Origin of the sequence: Synechococcus sp. MU1625 (assembly GCF_020514205.1) — a bacterium.
GTDB lineage: Bacteria > Cyanobacteriota > Cyanobacteriia > PCC-6307 > Cyanobiaceae > Parasynechococcus.
In genome coordinates this window covers 1-15,878 of record NZ_VTLA01000006.1, presented here as the reverse complement: position 1 = coordinate 15,878, position 15,878 = coordinate 1, and the positions used below count along the sequence as shown (strand labels likewise).

The window sequence follows — 15,878 nt, the reverse complement described above, 5'->3', positions numbered from 1 at the left end:
TCAATGCAGGCGCTCGCCATTGTGATGCAGCGGGATGAACCAAGCGGCGGCAGCCTCTATCTGGTGGGCACCCCCATTGGTCATCTGGGGGATCTATCCCCGCGAGCCCGCGATCTGCTGAAGAACGTCGATGTGATCGCCTGTGAGGACACCCGGCACAGCGGACAGCTGCTGAGCAACCTTGGCTCCAGCGCCCGCAAGGTGTCCTTTCATCAGCACAACACCCGCACACGCGTGCCCCAACTTCTGGATGTTCTGGCTGAAGGGCAAAGCCTCGCCGTGATCAGTGACGCAGGCCTGCCTGGCATCAGCGACCCCGGCGAAGAACTGGTGGCTGCTGCGCACCAGGCCGGCCATCCGGTGATCTGTATTCCAGGCCCCTGCGCAGCCACCACTGCTCTTGTGAGCAGTGGATTGCCCAGCGGACGGTTTTGCTTCGAAGGATTTCTGCCTGCCAAGGGGAAGGAGCGACGGGCCCGCCTCGAAGCCATCAGCAACGAAAGCCGAACCACCGTGCTGTACGAAGCACCACACCGACTGATCACGCTGCTCGAGGAACTTCAGCAACACTGCGGAGGAAGCCGTGCCCTTCAGGTGGCACGAGAACTGACCAAACGCCACGAAGAGCAGGTAGGGCCGACGGTGGAACAAGCCCTGCAGCACTTTCAGCATCACCCTCCGCAGGGTGAATGCACTGTTGTGCTGGGAGGAGCACAACCGGCAGAGCCGGAGGAACCCGACGACAGTGACCTGCTCAAGCAGCTGCAGGCGTTGCAGGATGCCGGCGCAACCGCCAGTGACGCGGCACGGCAATTGGCCCAGGCCACAGGTCTGTCAAGACGACGGCTGTATTCCCTCCTGCACCAGGGCACGTCAAACTGAGCCTGTCGACGGTTGTGCTGTGTTGATTCGCCTGCGTCTTCTGCTGATCAGCCTGGGGAGCGGCCTGCTGCTCCTGCTGCTGCTCTGCCTTGGAGCGCAGAACCTTCAGGATCGCCAAGCGCTCCAGCTTGGGGGGCAGCGCTCCGTTCCTCTTCCCACCGGTTTTCTCGTGGGGATAGCGCTGGTGATTGGCGTGATCAGTGGCGGAACAAGCACCGCTGTCTTGCTTCCCGATCAACGCGATCGATTCGATTAGTGGTGTTCAGCTGGATCGCTCAGGCGTCAAGCGCGATCAGCGTTCCATCCAACACCAGCCTTGTGATGCCTCGGGCAAGCAGATAGCTGCTGGTGCGCTGAAAGACAGCGGTATCGGGGACCTTGATCACTCTTTGGCTGCGACCGCACTGGCGTTTGGCCTCTCGAGGACTCGCAAACAGACACAGTCCCTGGCGTGTCTGCTCGGCGTCATCCAAGAAGCCCAACTCTGGAAACTCCTTGAGGGGCCGGGCATCCAGCTCGACCACCTTGTCGACGAGCATGTAGGCGCTGTCAGGGAGCAAATCGACACTGAACGGTTGCGCCTGATTCAGGGGTCGATCACTGAGGTCGCCAACACCGACGAGGGGCACGAGCTCTGTGAAGGTCTCAGTGATGCCGATGTCGTCGTCTTCGTTGAGCTCTTCTTCAGCGTCCTCGCCGAAATCATCAGCATCTTCGAGGGCCAGACTGCTTTCATCACCTGTGAGGGAGTCTTCCTCGGGCTCTTTCTGTGGGGATGCAACAGCAGGGGCCTCCGGTTCAGCCTGAATAACGGGCTTGACCGGGGTAGAGGCCGTCGATCCCTTGAGGCGAGTGGCTTTCAGCGCGGCATAAGCATCAGCTGGCAGCAGTGACTTCACCGTGCGGCTGACGGTATTGGGGCTGCAGCCGAAGGCCTCAGCCAAAGCAGCTGTTGACTCGCCGGCCTTGTAGCGACCGACCAGATCCTGCTTCTCGCTGTCGCTGAGACGACGCGGCGCCATTGATGCCGACCAACAGCTCATCACCTTAGGAGGCAAAAGGCATGGGAATCCAGCCCGCCTGAAGCAGCCTGCCAAAATGAGTTCGCTTGCTCCCTTAGCTCAGCTGGATAGAGCAACTGCCTTCTAAGCAGTCGGTCGATGGTTCGAATCCATCAGGGGGCGTTCAGTTCCAGCCTCAGGTGCCCAATCCATCTCCTTCTCCCACCTCGGTGCCCAGCGCTTGCATTGCTTCTTGAGGTGTTGGCGGTAGCTGCTTTCCACCAACTGGTTGATTTGTGAGGGCCGTCGCTATACAGCGATTAACTGCCGTCAAATGCTGATGAGCTGGCGTCTGAATGGTCTTGCGCCGTGGAAACCGGTCCGCGCTGTCGTCTTCGCAGATAAGAAGGTCTTCTTCTGGATCAAGGGAAAGCTCGGTCTCTCTGAGTACCAGATGGCTGCGCTGGTCTGGCTGAAAGGTCTGATAATCGGCGTGCTGTTGGGGGCCTGGTTGTTCTGACCTGACCGCGAAGAGATCGATCAGTTCAGTAACAAGACACGCGTTGAGCAGATCAAGCCCAGGGTTACGACCGACGTCATTGCCCCATGAACGACATGGTCAATTGACCGGTGGTTTCACCTGAGAGGAATCTCCGGAACGACTAACCAATGGACTCTTCTACCGATGGGATAGGAGCCGTTGAATAGCGACCGTCAGCTCCCCCCTTCGAGGAGGGGCGAATAGATCACCAGAGGAGGGAATAGGGAGCCTCCTTTTTTGTGGGTTCCTGACCTCAGTACTCTTTTGGTCGTCATGGCAACCACTAATAGGTATTTCTTACGTCAATGTGAACTCGCTCCCTTTTGGCGAGGGGGTGATGCGTCGTGCAGGGAGAGGGTGGGACCTCTCCTTTTTTTTGGCAGTTCGCAGACGAAGCCCACAGTCGCCCATACCTCTTAAGGAAGGTGGTTGCGCTGTCTGAAAATGACTTGGGGACCCGAATCTGACTGACGCTTTCATCGCGGAAGCAGCAACAACCCACGTATTGCCTTCCAGAAAAAAAACGCGATCCTTTAAGGAGTCATTAGTCGCTGCGTGATGTTCATCACTGTTTTTGGCCAAAAAGGTGGTGTTGCCAAAACGTGTAGCAGCGTTCACATAGCAGCAACCTGGAGCCATCAACAAAAACGGGTAGTCCTGGTTGATGCCGACCGCAATAGATCAGCCACTGCTTATGGCGCAAGAGGACTCTTGCCCTGCCCAGTCGTGCCGATTGAAGCGGCAGCCAAAGCCACTCGATTGGCAGAGATTATTGTCACAGATGGACAAGCAAGCAGCAACGAAGAAGAAATGAAAAATTTAGTAGAGGGAGCCGATTTCATTCTGCTGCCCACTACTACGCAGAGCAGATCAATCGAATTAACTGTTGAAATGTCACAGATGCTGAGGCAATACAAGATCCCCTACGCTGCACTACTCGTGAAAGTTGATTCACGCAAAGAAGCCGCAGCAGAAAAAGCCAAAGAATTGCTTCAAGGATTCGACATCAAGGTTCTAGACGCACAAATTCCATTGCTTAGCGCATTTGAACAAGCAGAAACAGAAGGAGTCACCGTTGACCAAGCGATTGACAAGCGTGGGCGAGCAAATCCACGAAGAATGACTGGTTGGGCGGCATACAGCACAGCCTGCAGGGAAATTGAAGATCTATTCGAAGAGCACCGAAAGCTGAATCAAATTCAGTCACCGATTGGATGGGACTTCACACCCATTGAACAGCGTATAGCCGCTTAAACATGGCTGCAAATTGACTGCAAAACCGACTGAATGCCGGGCCAGTGACGCCTTAGGAAAACACTTTCAACATGCCACTGGCATGAACCCTGGAGCGTCTTCTTGAATTCATCAACGTCGAACATTCGCTGCGAAGCTTTTGTTAGCAGCACATCGATAGCATCTTCTTAAGGTGATCTTCCACAGCATCCCTCCAGGGGGAGTCAATTCTGTGCCACTTGATGCAAGTCGCATTGTTCGGAGTTTTTAACTTGATAGCCATACCTAATAAATAGCTATGGCCTTTGACGAACTCGACCGGACGACGCGATACATCCGGGATGCCAAGTCTCGTGCCCTCGAAGTGCTCAATGAAACCTGTCCAAAACTCACGGCTCTTGAAAAGGCGATGTGGGTGAAGTTGAAGCGGGGTGAAAGCCCTTGCAAGCAGAGCAATGGCTAATGGTGCGGGCGCTTCAACCCAATTTTTTTTGGCGGGGGATAAGGCTGCAGCACATGCGACAGCATTTGGTTGACGTGGATGGGCTGCGGGTGAAGCTGGAGTGCATCTGCCAATGGCGAGCCGACAGCGTCTTCATGAGGAGCTGCCCCCCTCCTATGCACTTAAGGGCGTGATGGGTACCTCTGCGCTGGTTGGCAAGTGGCTGACAAAGCTTTTCCAGGCAAGAACCTGCTCTTAACCCGCAGGGGGTTAACGATCTGAGATTCTCTGAGCATGACAAGGACACAGCGAAAGCAAGCTCCCAAATGGTTGGGTTGGGAGTCAGCTCAACGGAAGCGTTACCTCCGTTCTGTTGAGCAAGATCTGGCCACAGAGCTGGGGCCTGATTGGCGCGACAAGATCGCAGATAACACTGAGAGTTCATTCGTCGGCCACCAGTAGAGAGCTCCCGGCCTTCGTCAAACAGAAAGAACAGCGCACCGTGATCGACATTGGTGAGCAGTTGGGAGTTCTCCCACTTATGGGTCGGCAGGCATCTCGTTAGTTGCCAGCGATAGCAATGGACTGACTACTAGCAGATTTTCCGGATACCGAAAACTGCCTGAAAAGTCGGTGCAAATTCCGTCGCTCCCCCCAACGAACTAAGGGCTCATAGCGAGCAACTTTCTTAGGCGACCTCGTCGCACCGGGATCGTGCAAGCGCCCCCCTTGACCAGCACCCGACCAAGGCAAACAGACGGAGGCCAACAGACCGACGCAAGTGTCGATAGCGTCATCCCACGCGGTTGGGCCGGAACGCCACCACGCGAGATCTGAATAACGACCAACGACAAATGAGCCGAAGAGGAATTCACCCCCTACTGATGGGGCTCGACAAACCTGCGCAGCAGGACGAGAAGAGCAGCACCAACACACCTAATCGCGAAACAGCAGAGACATCCGGCCTGGAATCGGCTCAACGCAAGAGGTTTCTGCGATCAGAGGAAGAGGAGGCAGACCAGCAGGGCTGATGGCCTGGACGAGTCAGCAGCTGTCCACTTTTGTTGTCACAGTGCCAGCAGCTTTGCCAGCTTGAAGTTGTGAGGAGGATCGCCTCACGGGAGTGGAAACAAGGTGACACTCCTGAAACGCGTTCCGTGGCCCCTGCCTTTGGCGGGGGCTTCTCATTGGAATGTGGTCCTGAATGGAGGATCTAGCTAGGGGTTGAGTACGAGCAGCCGATCTAGATGAACGCTGGATTTCCAGAAGTGACAGAGCAGGACCCTTCGCTGCCGGAGCAGCCAGGGAAGCGACAGGAACGACTCGCCAAGTTCGTGATGGAGTTGTGGGCGCAACATCGCCACGTTGCAGAAACTCGCCGCCACATCAACAAGAGGCTGGCCGACGAGACGGAACTCCTCAACTAATCGATCATCAGGCTGAGGGAGAAGACACGAACCAGCAGAGCGTCGGATGTCAGCCGATCAACAGGTTCATCTGCGCATGAGCCGGGGTGTGACAACCCAGCTTTTTTGTGCCGATCGGACTGGGGGTGAAAACCAACGCCACAACGTCGTTGCCGCTCATTTGGTCGCTGCCATCGCCTCATTCGAACGGCACCTAAACCATGACCGGGGTGATGGTGACTTTGGAGCTTCGAGCTCTCCATCCAATGGTTCCTCCAATAACCATTGGGCGCTGAGTGTCAGCTGACTCTTCTTCTCAACCGGAGGAGTCAGAACAGCGTCCTAAACGCCGACACAGCAATGCACAGCCTGACTCCTCTTATGAAGGGGAGGAGTCAGATCAGCGCAATCTCACTTCGCAACCTTGCCGTTGCTCATTTGAACCGCGTCTCCGCGTCATCTGAAGCCAACGCCCCCTTGCTTCAACCCAAGCTGCTAACGGAAGTTCCCGCCGCAGGAAACCTCCATCCAATGGCCTAACCCTTGCCATTGGGCGCCGAAGCAAAAGCTGACTCCTCTTCTGAACGGGGGGAGTCAGGTTGGCGTTATCGCACTTTGTAGTGAGCACTTTGCAGTGAGCACTTGCGCCAGGTTCAATCCTCTGGATCGTGCAGCTGTTCCCATCGGCCGAGGATGGGCTCCAACAAAGGCTCTGGATAGCCCTGGTCGTTAAGACGCCAGAACTCATCGTTGAACCTGTAGCCGTGGATCGCCGCCATGACGGGTTCATGCAGAGGGTTACCTCCCATTGGCTGACGCAGGCCCTCATGCCATGAATGCAGATCGTTGGTCTTGCCCATGCCGCCATTCTGACGCCGTGGAAGAGCTTTATCGCACTGGTGGTGAACACCGTCGCCAGCCTGTTCAACATCTTGTTCAACGCCTCAATGGCGTTGCGCTGCATCCACTCGACGCCCAATTAGGCGTTAATGCTTGGTACGCATGAGCACAAAAAAACCTAGGTTGGCCCTAGGTCTGTTCAGCGCTTCGTTGTGAAGCTGGCCTGATCTGTTGGGGGCCGCCGCCAAGCTCGCCCCCTCCCAACCTCAGGCTTTAGAGGGCTTGCTGGTTAAAGCTGCGGACATGGCAGTGGCTAAGAGCATGCAGCCTGCAACAGCGAGGAATCCCATCGGTTTGAGGTGACTGAGGGAATCATTCCCGTTCCCCGCCCCTACCGCCTGTCGCGGTTGCAACAGAACTGAAAGGAAGTCCTGCCACCCCGACGACGCCTCTCATTAGTGAGCGGCGCGATCACCTTCTTCAAGGATTGAAAGCGAGACATTGCTGTGGGGTTGACGAAGCTGGAGCATCTCTTGATATTCGGGCGCCTCATAGGCAGCTTTCGCTGCAGCCAGTGATTCGAACTCGATGATCACGGTCAGATGTCCTGCATTGCCTTCGCGAACATCCGTCTGGAGATCTCTGCAGAGAAATCGCGCTCCGCAATTAGCCAGATAGGGCTCGGCAGCTGAGATGTACGCCCCCATTCCTTCAGGGTTGGTGATTGCGCCAGAAACGCTCCAGTAGCCCTTGGCCATTTCGCTCAACAAGAGATGTCCGCAGCATTGCATGACTCAGGTCCGGCATCCCAGTGCTGCGCCAAGGCGTCAACATCGATGCGAGCTTGCTTACCCAGCTTCATGAAGGCAAGTCTCTCTCGCTGAACTTTTATACATTGATCAGTGTTAATTCGAGAAATCGCATAGCTTTGTTTTGGTCTATCGGGATCCATAGGGGAGCTGCCATCACAGCTCCTTTTAGTAATCATGACTGACTCAAAAAACAACCACAATCAATTACAAGTTGAGCAGGCAATAGTCCGACCTGCTCCAGCAGGATGGGGATTAAAACTATTGAAAGCTCTGAAGCTAGAAAAGCTTTTAAAACTGGGTAGTCGATGAGTTAAATGAAGATTTCACGGCATCAGCACTTGCCCACTCCAGGGTTTCCTCTGCGGTCGTGACGGGGTGTTTGCAGGATGCGAAGCGACGAACGCCTGAAAACGTTGCATTCACCACCCCAAGACGAGAGCCACCAAGGCCATGACACAAGAGCGTCTTAAGCAAGTCCGATGCCCCCAACAGATCTAATTGTGTAGACACCAAGAGGCTCAGCCATCAAAAAAGCTGAAGAAAGCCAATTCATGGTGTGCGATGCCGAAAACCGGTGCCACTTGACGCACAGCCTTTACCTGGCGGAGAAGAAACTCAAGGGGATGGAATGTGGATATGTCTTCCCCTACGCAACCAACTACCGCACCAGCGACAAAACAAGACCTGATCGATCTTGAATCGACAAATCAACTGTTTCGAGCCCGAAGCAAGACAGCGCAAGACAACCTGTAAGCAAGCCATCTTGCGTCAAGCGTGAAGCACGGTTACATGAGAACCATTCAGCAACTTGGCGCGATGCCGGAGCTTCTCAAGCGTCAGATTGACCGCCTGGAAACCGCCATCGACCTTTCGACAGACTGGCTTGAAATTCAATATCTGATGGTTGAGCTCGACCAACTCAAAGCGTTGTATGACGACAAGGCATCAGAGGCGGCATGAGCGGCGGCGCTTGACGTAAGACACAGGCCTGAATATCTGTAGAGATCAGCAACACATCAAGCCAATGCCCACAGATGGCTTGAGCAATCTCTGTCAGGTTGAGGATCGGGATGATGAGCCAAAACATAAACGACGAGCAGCAGAGCGAACTGGAACGCCTGAACCGTGTGCTTGCGGTAGCCAAGAAGAACGGAAACCAGCTTTTCATCCAGAACATCGAACGTGAGATCGCAGCCATTCAGCGTGGCGATTGCTCCCCCCTCATTGAGGAGTACCTCACAGAATCAGAACGGGCATCGATCAAGCGCTGAGAAGTCCAGCAGCTCAACAGGTCGAGCCCAGTGATGTGTCGAAGTCCAGACCGAGGTCTGTCGACAGCTTCTGCTCCATTGACTCCTTACTAGCGTTATGAAGATTCAGCCCTGTAGGCCCACTCAAGGCAGCCACGTGCACCGCGCAAGCTGCCTGGAACGCCAATCGATGACTGACCACAACCTGGACATCTCAGCAGCCTTGCGCGAAGCCCAACTGCAGCACCTCGAGGCCTCTCTCGCAGCCAAAGCTGCAACCAAACCAGGCAGCACGAACGCACGACAATCAAACTCGGATCAAACAAAAACAAGGGAACTGCTTTAAGCGACTGATCATTCGTCGACACCCAGTCCCTTGCTCAATCAGCCCTCGCCATGGCAGCTCAAGCTTGCTTGTGGTCTCGCGACAGAGCTTGAGGCGTCCCCGCCCCGACTGAAAAACCTAGGGAACGCCTGCTTAGGCACGCCACCCCAACAATCGATGGGCCAGGCCATCAAGGCAATGCGCCTTAATGCCGATGACTTTGTGCCGCAAAGGCACAAAACTGAGTTCATCGAGATCGGAGGCGTTCATGAAAGACGACGGTCCAACCGAGCAGTTTTAAGAAGCAGACTGACTTTCTGGCCCCTGCTCCAACAGTCTCACCCATGACCTGGGTTGGTCCTTTGGTAGGCGCGCAATGGTCCGCCACGCCAATCGACGCTCCACTTGCACCGCCTTAGGTGCCCTCGGAGAAAACGACCCAACACCTAGAGCACATGGCCCCAGGGCGCCACGAGCCAGAAGCTTCGACCCTCTCTCTTTTCTGAAGTGATGGGTTGAACCATGCACAAACGAGCGAGCTAGGCCGTCTTTCCATCGGGGAGGGCGGCCTTCCTCTTTGGAGACTTGAACCCTGGCTTTGACTTGGGAAGCCTGCAAGAAACGAGAGTCACCAGCTTTAGCTTTCATTCAGAGCCCTCAAACAACATCGAAAATCAATAAGTTTCCATGTTCACCTTGAAAGCAAGTTCACTGCGATCCAATCGCAGAAAGCATCAAGATTCAGCATCTTCAACGTCAGCCCCTGAGCCAACACCCTCAGCGACAGGATCTTGTCCCGGACGCCAGCCGCTTCTCCAGATCTCTCGTGTCTTGATGTTTAGATCTTCGCGAGAAAGCCCCCAAAGCGTGAGGCATTTCTGCAGGTCATCGCGGATGTCATCTGCTCCAGGAAAATCCGCATATCGAGAAAACAATGCGGCGATCGTTGTCAGCTGCTGAGGGCCTGGCTCGCCATCGTGGCCCAACACAGCATCGATCTGATCGCGATCAATGGCGTAGAGCGGATGCGTCTGTTGGGTGTTGTCGGTCATGCAACGATCATGCCCGAACAGATCGATCAAAGCGGCACATCAGATCGAAGTACTGATGACACCTAACAGCACCCGACAGCCTGAGGACGACGTCAGTCGAGCTCCCAGCACTCGGAACCGCGGCTGGTGAGCAGGCAAACAACATGCTTCTCCTCGCTGATCAATCGATACGTGTGCCCATCAGCATCACTACGGGCACGTGCATGCCAAAACGCATTGTCTTTGGAGGAATGCTCTGCACGATTCGACCAACCATCCACTGTCAACTCCTGAACCGCAAACATGGCATTCATTCGAACTTCACAAAGGTTCGAGGGCCATGCCGATCATGAGCAGGATCAACAGAAACTCGTTGGGATCGCTTGATCAGCTGTTGTAATCAACGCAAAGCAGAGATTTTGTCAACGCTTGAGCCAAGCTCCTCGATGGAGAGCCGTTCAGTAGTCGCATCATTGTGAAGGCGAAAAAGAAAACCATTGACCCACGCCGTCTCTTTGTTGTTCAGCTCATGGCCACGATCAACAAAACCGGGCTGTTGATGGAAAAGATGAAGAAGAATGGTCAGAACATCTTGCGGAGAGAGATTTTCGGGATCAATCGATGGCAATTGATCTCTGACATCCAGATAGGACAGTGATCCTGTGGTCGCGACATCAAATGACACTATCAACTTGAATTCGAAGTCTGACCATCCAAACAAAAAGCCCCGCCGAGGCGGGGCTTCATCCCTTGAATGAAACAAGGATCAAAGCCAATTGGCACGCATCGCTTCGTAAGACACCCCTCTGTATTTCAACTGGGGGGAGAAGACTTTCTCTTTAGCCAGCTTGACCGGAGAGAGATGAGCGGAGGTGTAATCACTTGATTCAGATCCGCGGGCCGCTGCCTTTTTGGAGTTGTTGCGGAGCTGCGCGCGCAGCTCGCGCTCTTTCAGGAGCTGAAGAGCATTCATGGTGTTCCTCGTAGAAAGCTCAGGCCCCGTTCCATGCCCTGAGTCGAACTGCGCTTCGCCATGCAGCGAAGTGAACGTCTGTAGCAGTAGCTACAAAAAAATATTAGGCCATGCAGGCTCTTTTCTGCTGTTCACGCTGTTACAGCTCTGGGCGATCAAATCAACTTCAAATGCAACGACTGCCCCAGCAACAGAGAATTGTGATCGTCTTCGTTGGTCGTTCTTAATTCGAGGTTGAAAAATAAAGCCGATCGCTCATGAATAAAGGGTCCGGCATGCCAAGTTCCCGGATGAAGCTTGAATGCTTCACCAGGTTGGAACTTGATCAGGGCAATGGAGGTCGCAGAAGGCGGACAGCCAGGATCCGTTGAGGGGGCCATCGCCAGCCACCAGGGTTGTGCATCTGCAGACCCCAAACACTGACTCACGCGATGATGTCGCGTCATCGCCTTGAGAACAGGAGGACGGCGGCGGATCCGCATCACATAAAAACGCGGCCGACCCACGGGATCGAAATACAGGTCAGCATCTGCTGAGCCAAACAATGCTGGATCGTCCTGAGGACACAAGAGAGTTCCACAGCGTTCCAACCAGGACGTATGCGATGGGATCGGCGTCAGGCTCGGGATTTCATCGTGATCCATGCCGTCAGAATATGAAAACCAGGTCCTTCCCCAGTGCCAGAAAGGGTGTCTTGAGCCACTGAAGCCAAGCACGGAACTCCCTATCACCTGAGAAACGTGAACTGATCATGCTGACCACGTCAACACGATTAAAACTTCAAGACATCTGCAGTCGATTGGCCCAGGGACAATTCGTGTCGCTCCAGGAACGTGTTTACCTTCAAAAATTTGCCGAGCGCGATCGCAGCGTGAGCACATGGGTGAACAGAGCGCAACGTTTTCAACGGGAAGGTGCACAACACGGGCTCGACGGTTTGATCGCCGACCTCGACCTGGGGCGACGCCATCCAGAGGATCCCGAGCACCCAGAAGATGATCTCGGAGACTGGTTCAGCAATGCTTCCCCTTGGCTGCGTCGCGACTGACGACCATCAACAGGAATCGTCCAGCGAGCCGAAATGATGGATAGCAACCTCCTGCAGAGTCTTCAACGATTGAAGAGCAGCAAGTCGTTGCTTGGCCTGAGCAAGCATCGGCTTGCCATGGGGAACGCAAGATTCGATCAGGGATGCTGCCTCTGATGCTTCAGCTTTAACCCAGCCTGTGCATCGCTCGAGTCGGGTCGTGAGATCGCCATCGCGCAAAGCACCGGAGTAGTTCGGCCCTGCGAAAACCTCGAGAAGTGTCGCCAGTGCGTCCCTGGCCTGCTCACGGTTCACCGTCATGGGGCTTGTGGAATACAGGCCCAGACTGACAGGGCAGACACAAAAAAGCCGCCTCGAACGGGCGGCCGGGTGATGGGGATATCCACAGCTTACCTGAACGACCTAGTGATTGCAGGCCATTTGAAGAAACGGCGACAACAAAGTTCTACAGGTTTTTCCACCGCCCTGTGGATAAGCCCCCAGGATGTGGCGCGCCGTGAGGTTGATCCCGCTAGGTGTGGTGGATCAGCTGCACAAACTTCACGAGAAGCACTACACTTATGGAAACGCCAGGTGATGGGGATTACTTGGCCTATTCCTCCGTTCAACGGAGGTTTTTTTATGGCTTGTTCAACGTCAAACCAACACAGTGTTAACGGCCTTCAAGACCAAGGAGCTTGTCCTGGCCAGCATGCAGGGTATTGAGATGATCACTATTTTCTGTGATCTGAGCTCAATGAAGCGGCTAACGCTTCAGCACTGACGCAATCCAGTGACATCCTGAGACAACTCCACCAGAAAGGAGTCATATCAATCCAGCTACACCCCATAGGCTCCATCCAGCCAACACAACATTCAGGCAAAATGCGTGCACTCGTCGGATTGCTACTGCTGTCGATTGCCCTAAGTGTTCTCTCGTCAGCCTCCCGCGCTCAGGAGCTGGGTCGTTGTGAACCCACCAAGGCGGTGAAGATCATCGATGGTGCGCTCGGAGAAGGAAAAACACTTCAGCAAGCCATGGAGATGATGATCAAAGCAAAAGTGTTTGACGGATCAAAGGCGTGCATCACATTCATCCGTGAAACCTCCATGACCATGCGCGATGCACATCCAAGCGCCTTCAAATCACTCTGGATGAACTAAGAAGCAGTCAGACACCAGGCCAATACTCGAGACAAATGGACTAGACCAGGCATTAAGTGCACCACCATCAGAGGCATCAAATTCAAATTCATCAAAGATACTGAACACATAGAGTGTTAATTGCACCATCAGAATCAGCACCAATATCACCAATCTCGAGTGTTTTCATCCTCTCCATATTTCTCCAGTCTTGGGAAGATTGATGACTCCATGAATCCTGCAAGTCAGTTCCAGACGGTGTCGATTCAGTGGAAAACCAGGCACTGAGACAACGGTGCACGCCCAAACCCGACATCATCAGAACAAGTACATGCCTAAGGATGCAAAGCCCTAGACGGATCAACGACCCCGCCAACAGCCTCGCCGTGCTGGTCGCCGTCGTTCTCAGCACATTGTTGTTGTTGGGACAGGCCCTGTTCATCGTTCCGGCCGGCAAAGTTGCCGTGGTCACCACCTTGGGCAAGGTGAGCGGAGGATCGCGTCTGCCTGGCCTCAATCTCAAGGTCCCGTTTGTTCAAGCGGTGTACCCCTTTGATGTGCGCACCCAGGTCAAACCAGAAGAATTCGCCACTCTCACCAAGGACCTTCAAGTCATTGAGGCCACCGCGACCGTGAAATATGCCGTCCGTCCCAATGAGGCCGGACGGATTTACCGGACAATCGCCGGTAACGACCGTGAGATCTACCCCCGCATTATCCAGCCGTCATTGCTGAAAGCACTGAAGTCAGTGTTTTCCCAATACGAGCTCGTCACCATTGCCACTGAATGGAACGACATCTCCGCATTGGTGGAGCGAACTGTGGCAGAAGAGCTCGACAAATTTGATTACGTGGAAGTCCGCGGTCTGGACCTCACAGGCCTGCAGATCGCCGAGGAATATCGCGCCGCCATTGAGCAGAAGCAGATTGCTGAGCAGCAACTGCTCCGCGCCCAGACCGAAGTCAAGATCGCTGAACAGGAAGCCCTCCGTTACGACACGCTCAATCGCAGCCTTGACGACCAAGTGCTCTACAAACTGTTCCTCGACAAATGGGATGGGCAAACGGAAGTGGTACCGGCACTTCCGGGCAGCAACAGCAGCACGCCTCCAGTAATTGTGGGGCGTCGCAGCTGATGGAACGACAGCCGTGGTTGTTGATCAACAATCGCTTCTCGAAGAGGAAGATCGTCTTGACGCACTGCACCGCAGTTACGACGGCGAAGCACTGCTGAACGAATCCTTCATCGTTCTAACCATTGGTGCCAGCCTGATTGCCACCTTGGGGGTGCTTGCCAACAATGCCGCCGTGGTCATCGGGGCCATGGTCGTTGCCCCCTGGATTCTGCCGCTGCGAGTGGCGGTATTTGCTGTTCTGATCGGACAAGCCAGGCTGCTGTCCCGATCCCTGATCACCCTTGCAGCTGGTGCAGGTATCACCCTGTTCCTGTCGATGGGATTGGGCCTCATCGCACGAAGCCAAGGCTTGCTTTTAGTGGAGGCCCTGCCTGAACAGGTCACAGCTCGACTGGAACCCAATATTCTCGATTTGGGGATCGCGCTGGCAGCGGGTGCTGTCGCCACTTACGCCAAGGTGAATCCTGGTGCTGTGAGCTCCATGGCGGGCACAGCCATCGCCGTAGCTCTGGTTCCACCGGTGTGCGTGATGGGATTGATGCTCTCCGCCCAGGATCTGAGCGGCGCTCAAGGGGCTGCACTTCTCTATGCCGCCAACCTGCTGGGAATTCTGATTGGTGGAATCAGCGTGCTGGCGATTCGAGAGCCGTATTTCCGCGAGAAACTCAGACGCCGGCGACGCTCACGCCTGCCAGTGCTATTAGCTGTGGGCTTGGCCGTTCTGGTGGGTCAAAAACTCTATGAGAGGTATGAGCGACACCTGTTCAAACTCAAGCAGGAGGCCGCCAAAGAACAGATTGAATCAGACATCCGCTACTACCTCAAGAATGAGACGTTGACCTTTGGTGCGAATGAAGCACTAGAACTCGAAAAAATCGTGTTCGACTGGCCTAATTATTGGGAACAAAACCAGGCCCCAACCCTTCAGGTGGTTGTGCGTGTGACCGATCCGACGACGCCGAGCTACAAACAGGTTCAGGAAATTCAAGACAACATCAACTCCAAGCTTTCATGGCAATTCCAGGGCCTTGAACTGCAGATGCAGGTGCAACGCATCAACGTAAGTGTGGTGCAAGGCAATGAGGTGGACGAAAGCCTCTTTGACCTGGAGCAGATTTTCAACGAAGCCGACACTGCACTTGCACCAATGCAAGTAGATGAGGAGGAACTGGAAGATCCCAGCGAAGCAGAGATCTGTTCAGAGCCAAACTGCTGACGACCTATTCACTTGCGGGTCAGGATCACAAACAAGGCATGGATCACAGCGGCTGGCCACATGCCGAACAAGACAGGGAAACCAAGGCCGCCCACAGCAAAGAGATAGATCACAAGGTTGATCCAGAAGGCCCGTGAAAGCCCCACCTGGGTAAACACCCCCAGAGGTGGGATGAACAGGGCAATGATGATCCGAAAGATATCGCCGCAGGTCATGGGAAGGATCATGCAAGTTCTCTTGTCTTAGCAATCACCACCGAGAGCGGAGCAGCTCGCGCTCCTGACTAACCACGCATGCCACACCAGGCATGGACAAAGACAACACAATGTTGAGCCTTAGGGTCCACTGCACAAGGAGTCCTAACCAGAAGACCCAGCGCTCAACAAAAAATCATCCTTCAAAACATCCTGCATCGCCAAACTCACTGGCAATAGAGGGAGTGATCGTGTCGTGCTTTCAGGCTGTTGGCCTGATCCTTTGACCGGTCAATGCCCAACAAAAAGCCCCCACCTTGCGGTGAGGGCTTTCCGATTCAGTTGATCTGAATCGTTTGTTGATTCCAGATCAACCGATGGCAGGAGCCTGCAGAGCCACAGGAGTGGACTCAGCAGCAGCCAGGT

The 15,878-nt window shown here is 54.5% G+C and carries 24 protein-coding genes and 1 tRNA gene; 15 read left to right on the top strand and 10 right to left on the bottom strand.

All coding sequences use genetic code 11. The features are described 5' to 3' along the window. Positions 1 to 24: 24 nt before the first annotated feature. A complete protein-coding gene (rsmI, locus tag FZX13_RS10030; protein WP_226409544.1) occupies positions 25 to 882 on the top strand; it encodes a 16S rRNA (cytidine(1402)-2'-O)-methyltransferase in 858 nt (285 codons plus the stop codon). Between the two features lie 19 nt (positions 883 to 901). Next, positions 902 to 1,138, top strand: a complete 237-nt coding sequence (locus FZX13_RS10025; RefSeq protein ID WP_115095031.1) for a hypothetical protein — start codon at positions 902 to 904, stop codon at positions 1,136 to 1,138. A gap of 19 nt (positions 1,139 to 1,157) precedes the next feature. Here FZX13_RS10025 and FZX13_RS10020 read toward each other — a convergent pair whose 3' ends face one another. After that, entirely contained in the window at positions 1,158 to 1,904 is a 747-nt protein-coding gene (locus FZX13_RS10020; RefSeq protein WP_226409462.1) for a helix-turn-helix domain-containing protein, read from the bottom strand. 88 nt (positions 1,905 to 1,992) lie between these two features. Here FZX13_RS10020 and FZX13_RS10015 point away from each other — a divergent pair. From FZX13_RS10015 to FZX13_RS09990, 6 genes are all read left to right on the top strand, one after another. Further along, positions 1,993 to 2,066 (top strand) — tRNA-Arg (locus tag FZX13_RS10015). A gap of 157 nt (positions 2,067 to 2,223) precedes the next feature. Beyond that, positions 2,224 to 2,403, top strand: coding sequence for a hypothetical protein (locus tag FZX13_RS10010; RefSeq protein ID WP_226409461.1), 180 nt, complete (start codon positions 2,224 to 2,226; stop codon positions 2,401 to 2,403). A gap of 579 nt (positions 2,404 to 2,982) precedes the next feature. After that, positions 2,983 to 3,678 carry a ParA family protein gene (locus tag FZX13_RS10005; protein ID WP_226409460.1) on the top strand — a complete coding sequence of 232 codons (696 nt, stop codon included), beginning with the start codon at positions 2,983 to 2,985 and terminating at the stop codon, positions 3,676 to 3,678. Between the two features lie 277 nt (positions 3,679 to 3,955). Next, complete coding sequence (locus FZX13_RS10000) at positions 3,956 to 4,120, top strand: hypothetical protein (protein WP_170952153.1); 165 nt, start codon at positions 3,956 to 3,958, stop codon at positions 4,118 to 4,120. An 833-nt stretch (positions 4,121 to 4,953) separates the two neighbouring features. Beyond that, positions 4,954 to 5,130, top strand: a complete 177-nt coding sequence (locus FZX13_RS09995; RefSeq protein WP_170952154.1) for a hypothetical protein — start codon at positions 4,954 to 4,956, stop codon at positions 5,128 to 5,130. Positions 5,131 to 5,346: 216 nt separating this feature from the next. Beyond that, the gene (locus FZX13_RS09990; protein WP_115024138.1) at positions 5,347 to 5,526 is read left to right on the top strand and encodes a hypothetical protein; all 180 of its coding nucleotides are present in this window, start codon (positions 5,347 to 5,349) and stop codon (positions 5,524 to 5,526) included. Positions 5,527 to 6,158: 632 nt separating this feature from the next. Here the strand turns inward: FZX13_RS09990 and FZX13_RS09985 are convergent. Further along, positions 6,159 to 6,314 (bottom strand): hypothetical protein, encoded by a 156-nt coding sequence (locus tag FZX13_RS09985; RefSeq protein ID WP_226409459.1) that lies wholly within the window; start codon positions 6,312 to 6,314, stop codon positions 6,159 to 6,161. A 27-nt stretch (positions 6,315 to 6,341) separates the two neighbouring features. Between FZX13_RS09985 and FZX13_RS09980 the strand changes: the two genes are divergently transcribed. Further along, on the top strand, positions 6,342 to 6,488 hold the full coding sequence (locus FZX13_RS09980; protein ID WP_226409458.1) for a hypothetical protein: 147 nt from the start codon (positions 6,342 to 6,344) through the stop codon (positions 6,486 to 6,488). A gap of 312 nt (positions 6,489 to 6,800) precedes the next feature. Here FZX13_RS09980 and FZX13_RS09975 read toward each other — a convergent pair whose 3' ends face one another. Further along, positions 6,801 to 7,103, bottom strand: coding sequence for a DUF1330 domain-containing protein (locus tag FZX13_RS09975; RefSeq protein ID WP_115095185.1), 303 nt, complete (start codon positions 7,101 to 7,103; stop codon positions 6,801 to 6,803). Positions 7,104 to 7,931: 828 nt separating this feature from the next. Between FZX13_RS09975 and FZX13_RS09970 the strand changes: the two genes are divergently transcribed. Together FZX13_RS09970 and FZX13_RS09965 are read left to right on the top strand one after the other, a co-directional pair. Next, complete coding sequence (locus FZX13_RS09970) at positions 7,932 to 8,117, top strand: hypothetical protein (protein ID WP_226409457.1); 186 nt, start codon at positions 7,932 to 7,934, stop codon at positions 8,115 to 8,117. Between the two features lie 113 nt (positions 8,118 to 8,230). After that, entirely contained in the window at positions 8,231 to 8,428 is a 198-nt protein-coding gene (locus FZX13_RS09965) for a hypothetical protein (protein ID WP_226409456.1), read from the top strand. A gap of 1,038 nt (positions 8,429 to 9,466) precedes the next feature. On the opposite strand, the gene FZX13_RS09960 is transcribed toward FZX13_RS09965, so the two are convergent. From FZX13_RS09960 to FZX13_RS09945, 4 genes are all read right to left on the bottom strand, one after another. Beyond that, entirely contained in the window at positions 9,467 to 9,784 is a 318-nt protein-coding gene (locus tag FZX13_RS09960) for a DUF3288 family protein (protein WP_226409455.1), read from the bottom strand. Between the two features lie 379 nt (positions 9,785 to 10,163). Further along, positions 10,164 to 10,448 carry a hypothetical protein gene (locus FZX13_RS09955; RefSeq protein ID WP_226409454.1) on the bottom strand — a complete coding sequence of 95 codons (285 nt, stop codon included), beginning with the start codon at positions 10,446 to 10,448 and terminating at the stop codon, positions 10,164 to 10,166. 81 nt (positions 10,449 to 10,529) lie between these two features. Next, positions 10,530 to 10,736, bottom strand: coding sequence for a hypothetical protein (locus FZX13_RS09950; protein WP_226409453.1), 207 nt, complete (start codon positions 10,734 to 10,736; stop codon positions 10,530 to 10,532). Between the two features lie 155 nt (positions 10,737 to 10,891). Continuing rightward, positions 10,892 to 11,380, bottom strand: a complete 489-nt coding sequence (locus FZX13_RS09945; protein ID WP_226409452.1) for a hypothetical protein — start codon at positions 11,378 to 11,380, stop codon at positions 10,892 to 10,894. 107 nt (positions 11,381 to 11,487) lie between these two features. Between FZX13_RS09945 and FZX13_RS09940 the strand changes: the two genes are divergently transcribed. Beyond that, positions 11,488 to 11,784: a hypothetical protein gene (locus tag FZX13_RS09940; protein ID WP_115024151.1), complete on the top strand. Its 297-nt coding sequence runs from the start codon at positions 11,488 to 11,490 to the stop codon at positions 11,782 to 11,784. A gap of 6 nt (positions 11,785 to 11,790) precedes the next feature. Here the strand turns inward: FZX13_RS09940 and FZX13_RS09935 are convergent, their stop codons facing one another. Further along, positions 11,791 to 12,084: a hypothetical protein gene (locus FZX13_RS09935; protein WP_115095007.1), complete on the bottom strand. Its 294-nt coding sequence runs from the start codon at positions 12,082 to 12,084 to the stop codon at positions 11,791 to 11,793. Positions 12,085 to 12,648: 564 nt separating this feature from the next. Between FZX13_RS09935 and FZX13_RS09930 the strand changes: the two genes are divergently transcribed. After that, positions 12,649 to 12,927 (top strand): hypothetical protein, encoded by a 279-nt coding sequence (locus tag FZX13_RS09930; protein WP_166017501.1) that lies wholly within the window; start codon positions 12,649 to 12,651, stop codon positions 12,925 to 12,927. Here FZX13_RS09930 and FZX13_RS09925 read toward each other — a convergent pair. Next, positions 12,910 to 13,071, bottom strand: a complete 162-nt coding sequence (locus tag FZX13_RS09925) for a hypothetical protein (protein WP_226409451.1) — start codon at positions 13,069 to 13,071, stop codon at positions 12,910 to 12,912. The genes FZX13_RS09930 and FZX13_RS09925 overlap by 18 nt on opposite strands. Positions 13,072 to 13,247: 176 nt before the next feature. On the opposite strand from FZX13_RS09925, the gene FZX13_RS09920 reads away from it, so the two are divergent. Together FZX13_RS09920 and FZX13_RS09915 are read left to right on the top strand one after the other, a co-directional pair. Next, the gene (locus FZX13_RS09920) at positions 13,248 to 14,042 is read left to right on the top strand and encodes a prohibitin family protein (protein ID WP_226409450.1); all 795 of its coding nucleotides are present in this window, start codon (positions 13,248 to 13,250) and stop codon (positions 14,040 to 14,042) included. A 13-nt stretch (positions 14,043 to 14,055) separates the two neighbouring features. After that, entirely contained in the window at positions 14,056 to 15,258 is a 1,203-nt protein-coding gene (locus tag FZX13_RS09915; RefSeq protein ID WP_226409449.1) for a DUF389 domain-containing protein, read from the top strand. 8 nt (positions 15,259 to 15,266) lie between these two features. Here FZX13_RS09915 and FZX13_RS09910 read toward each other — a convergent pair whose 3' ends face one another. Then, complete coding sequence (locus tag FZX13_RS09910) at positions 15,267 to 15,473, bottom strand: YqaE/Pmp3 family membrane protein (protein WP_115024159.1); 207 nt, start codon at positions 15,471 to 15,473, stop codon at positions 15,267 to 15,269. Positions 15,474 to 15,878: the final 405 nt, after the last annotated feature.

Bases quoted from the DNA above. Each gene is read 5' to 3' on its own strand.
- rsmI (WP_226409544.1), top strand. From the start codon at position 25: ATGCAGCGGGATGAACCAAGCGGCGGCAGCCTCTATCTGGTGGGCACC.
- FZX13_RS10020 (WP_226409462.1), bottom strand. From the start codon at position 1,904: ATGGCGCCGCGTCGTCTCAGCGACAGCGAGAAGCAGGATCTGGTCGGT.
- FZX13_RS10010 (WP_226409461.1), top strand. From the start codon at position 2,224: ATGAGCTGGCGTCTGAATGGTCTTGCGCCGTGGAAACCGGTCCGCGCT.
- FZX13_RS10005 (WP_226409460.1), top strand. From the start codon at position 2,983: ATGTTCATCACTGTTTTTGGCCAAAAAGGTGGTGTTGCCAAAACGTGT.
- FZX13_RS10000 (WP_170952153.1), top strand. From the start codon at position 3,956: ATGGCCTTTGACGAACTCGACCGGACGACGCGATACATCCGGGATGCC.
- FZX13_RS09995 (WP_170952154.1), top strand. From the start codon at position 4,954: ATGAGCCGAAGAGGAATTCACCCCCTACTGATGGGGCTCGACAAACCT.
- FZX13_RS09990 (WP_115024138.1), top strand. From the start codon at position 5,347: ATGAACGCTGGATTTCCAGAAGTGACAGAGCAGGACCCTTCGCTGCCG.
- FZX13_RS09985 (WP_226409459.1), bottom strand. From the start codon at position 6,314: ATGGGAGGTAACCCTCTGCATGAACCCGTCATGGCGGCGATCCACGGC.
- FZX13_RS09980 (WP_226409458.1), top strand. From the start codon at position 6,342: ATGCAGATCGTTGGTCTTGCCCATGCCGCCATTCTGACGCCGTGGAAG.
- FZX13_RS09975 (WP_115095185.1), bottom strand. From the start codon at position 7,103: ATGGCCAAGGGCTACTGGAGCGTTTCTGGCGCAATCACCAACCCTGAA.
- FZX13_RS09965 (WP_226409456.1), top strand. From the start codon at position 8,231: ATGAGCCAAAACATAAACGACGAGCAGCAGAGCGAACTGGAACGCCTG.
- FZX13_RS09960 (WP_226409455.1), bottom strand. From the start codon at position 9,784: ATGACCGACAACACCCAACAGACGCATCCGCTCTACGCCATTGATCGC.
- FZX13_RS09950 (WP_226409453.1), bottom strand. From the start codon at position 10,736: ATGAATGCTCTTCAGCTCCTGAAAGAGCGCGAGCTGCGCGCGCAGCTC.
- FZX13_RS09945 (WP_226409452.1), bottom strand. From the start codon at position 11,380: ATGGATCACGATGAAATCCCGAGCCTGACGCCGATCCCATCGCATACG.
- FZX13_RS09940 (WP_115024151.1), top strand. From the start codon at position 11,488: ATGCTGACCACGTCAACACGATTAAAACTTCAAGACATCTGCAGTCGA.
- FZX13_RS09935 (WP_115095007.1), bottom strand. From the start codon at position 12,084: ATGACGGTGAACCGTGAGCAGGCCAGGGACGCACTGGCGACACTTCTC.
- FZX13_RS09930 (WP_166017501.1), top strand. From the start codon at position 12,649: ATGCGTGCACTCGTCGGATTGCTACTGCTGTCGATTGCCCTAAGTGTT.
- FZX13_RS09920 (WP_226409450.1), top strand. From the start codon at position 13,248: ATGCAAAGCCCTAGACGGATCAACGACCCCGCCAACAGCCTCGCCGTG.
- FZX13_RS09910 (WP_115024159.1), bottom strand. From the start codon at position 15,473: ATGACCTGCGGCGATATCTTTCGGATCATCATTGCCCTGTTCATCCCA.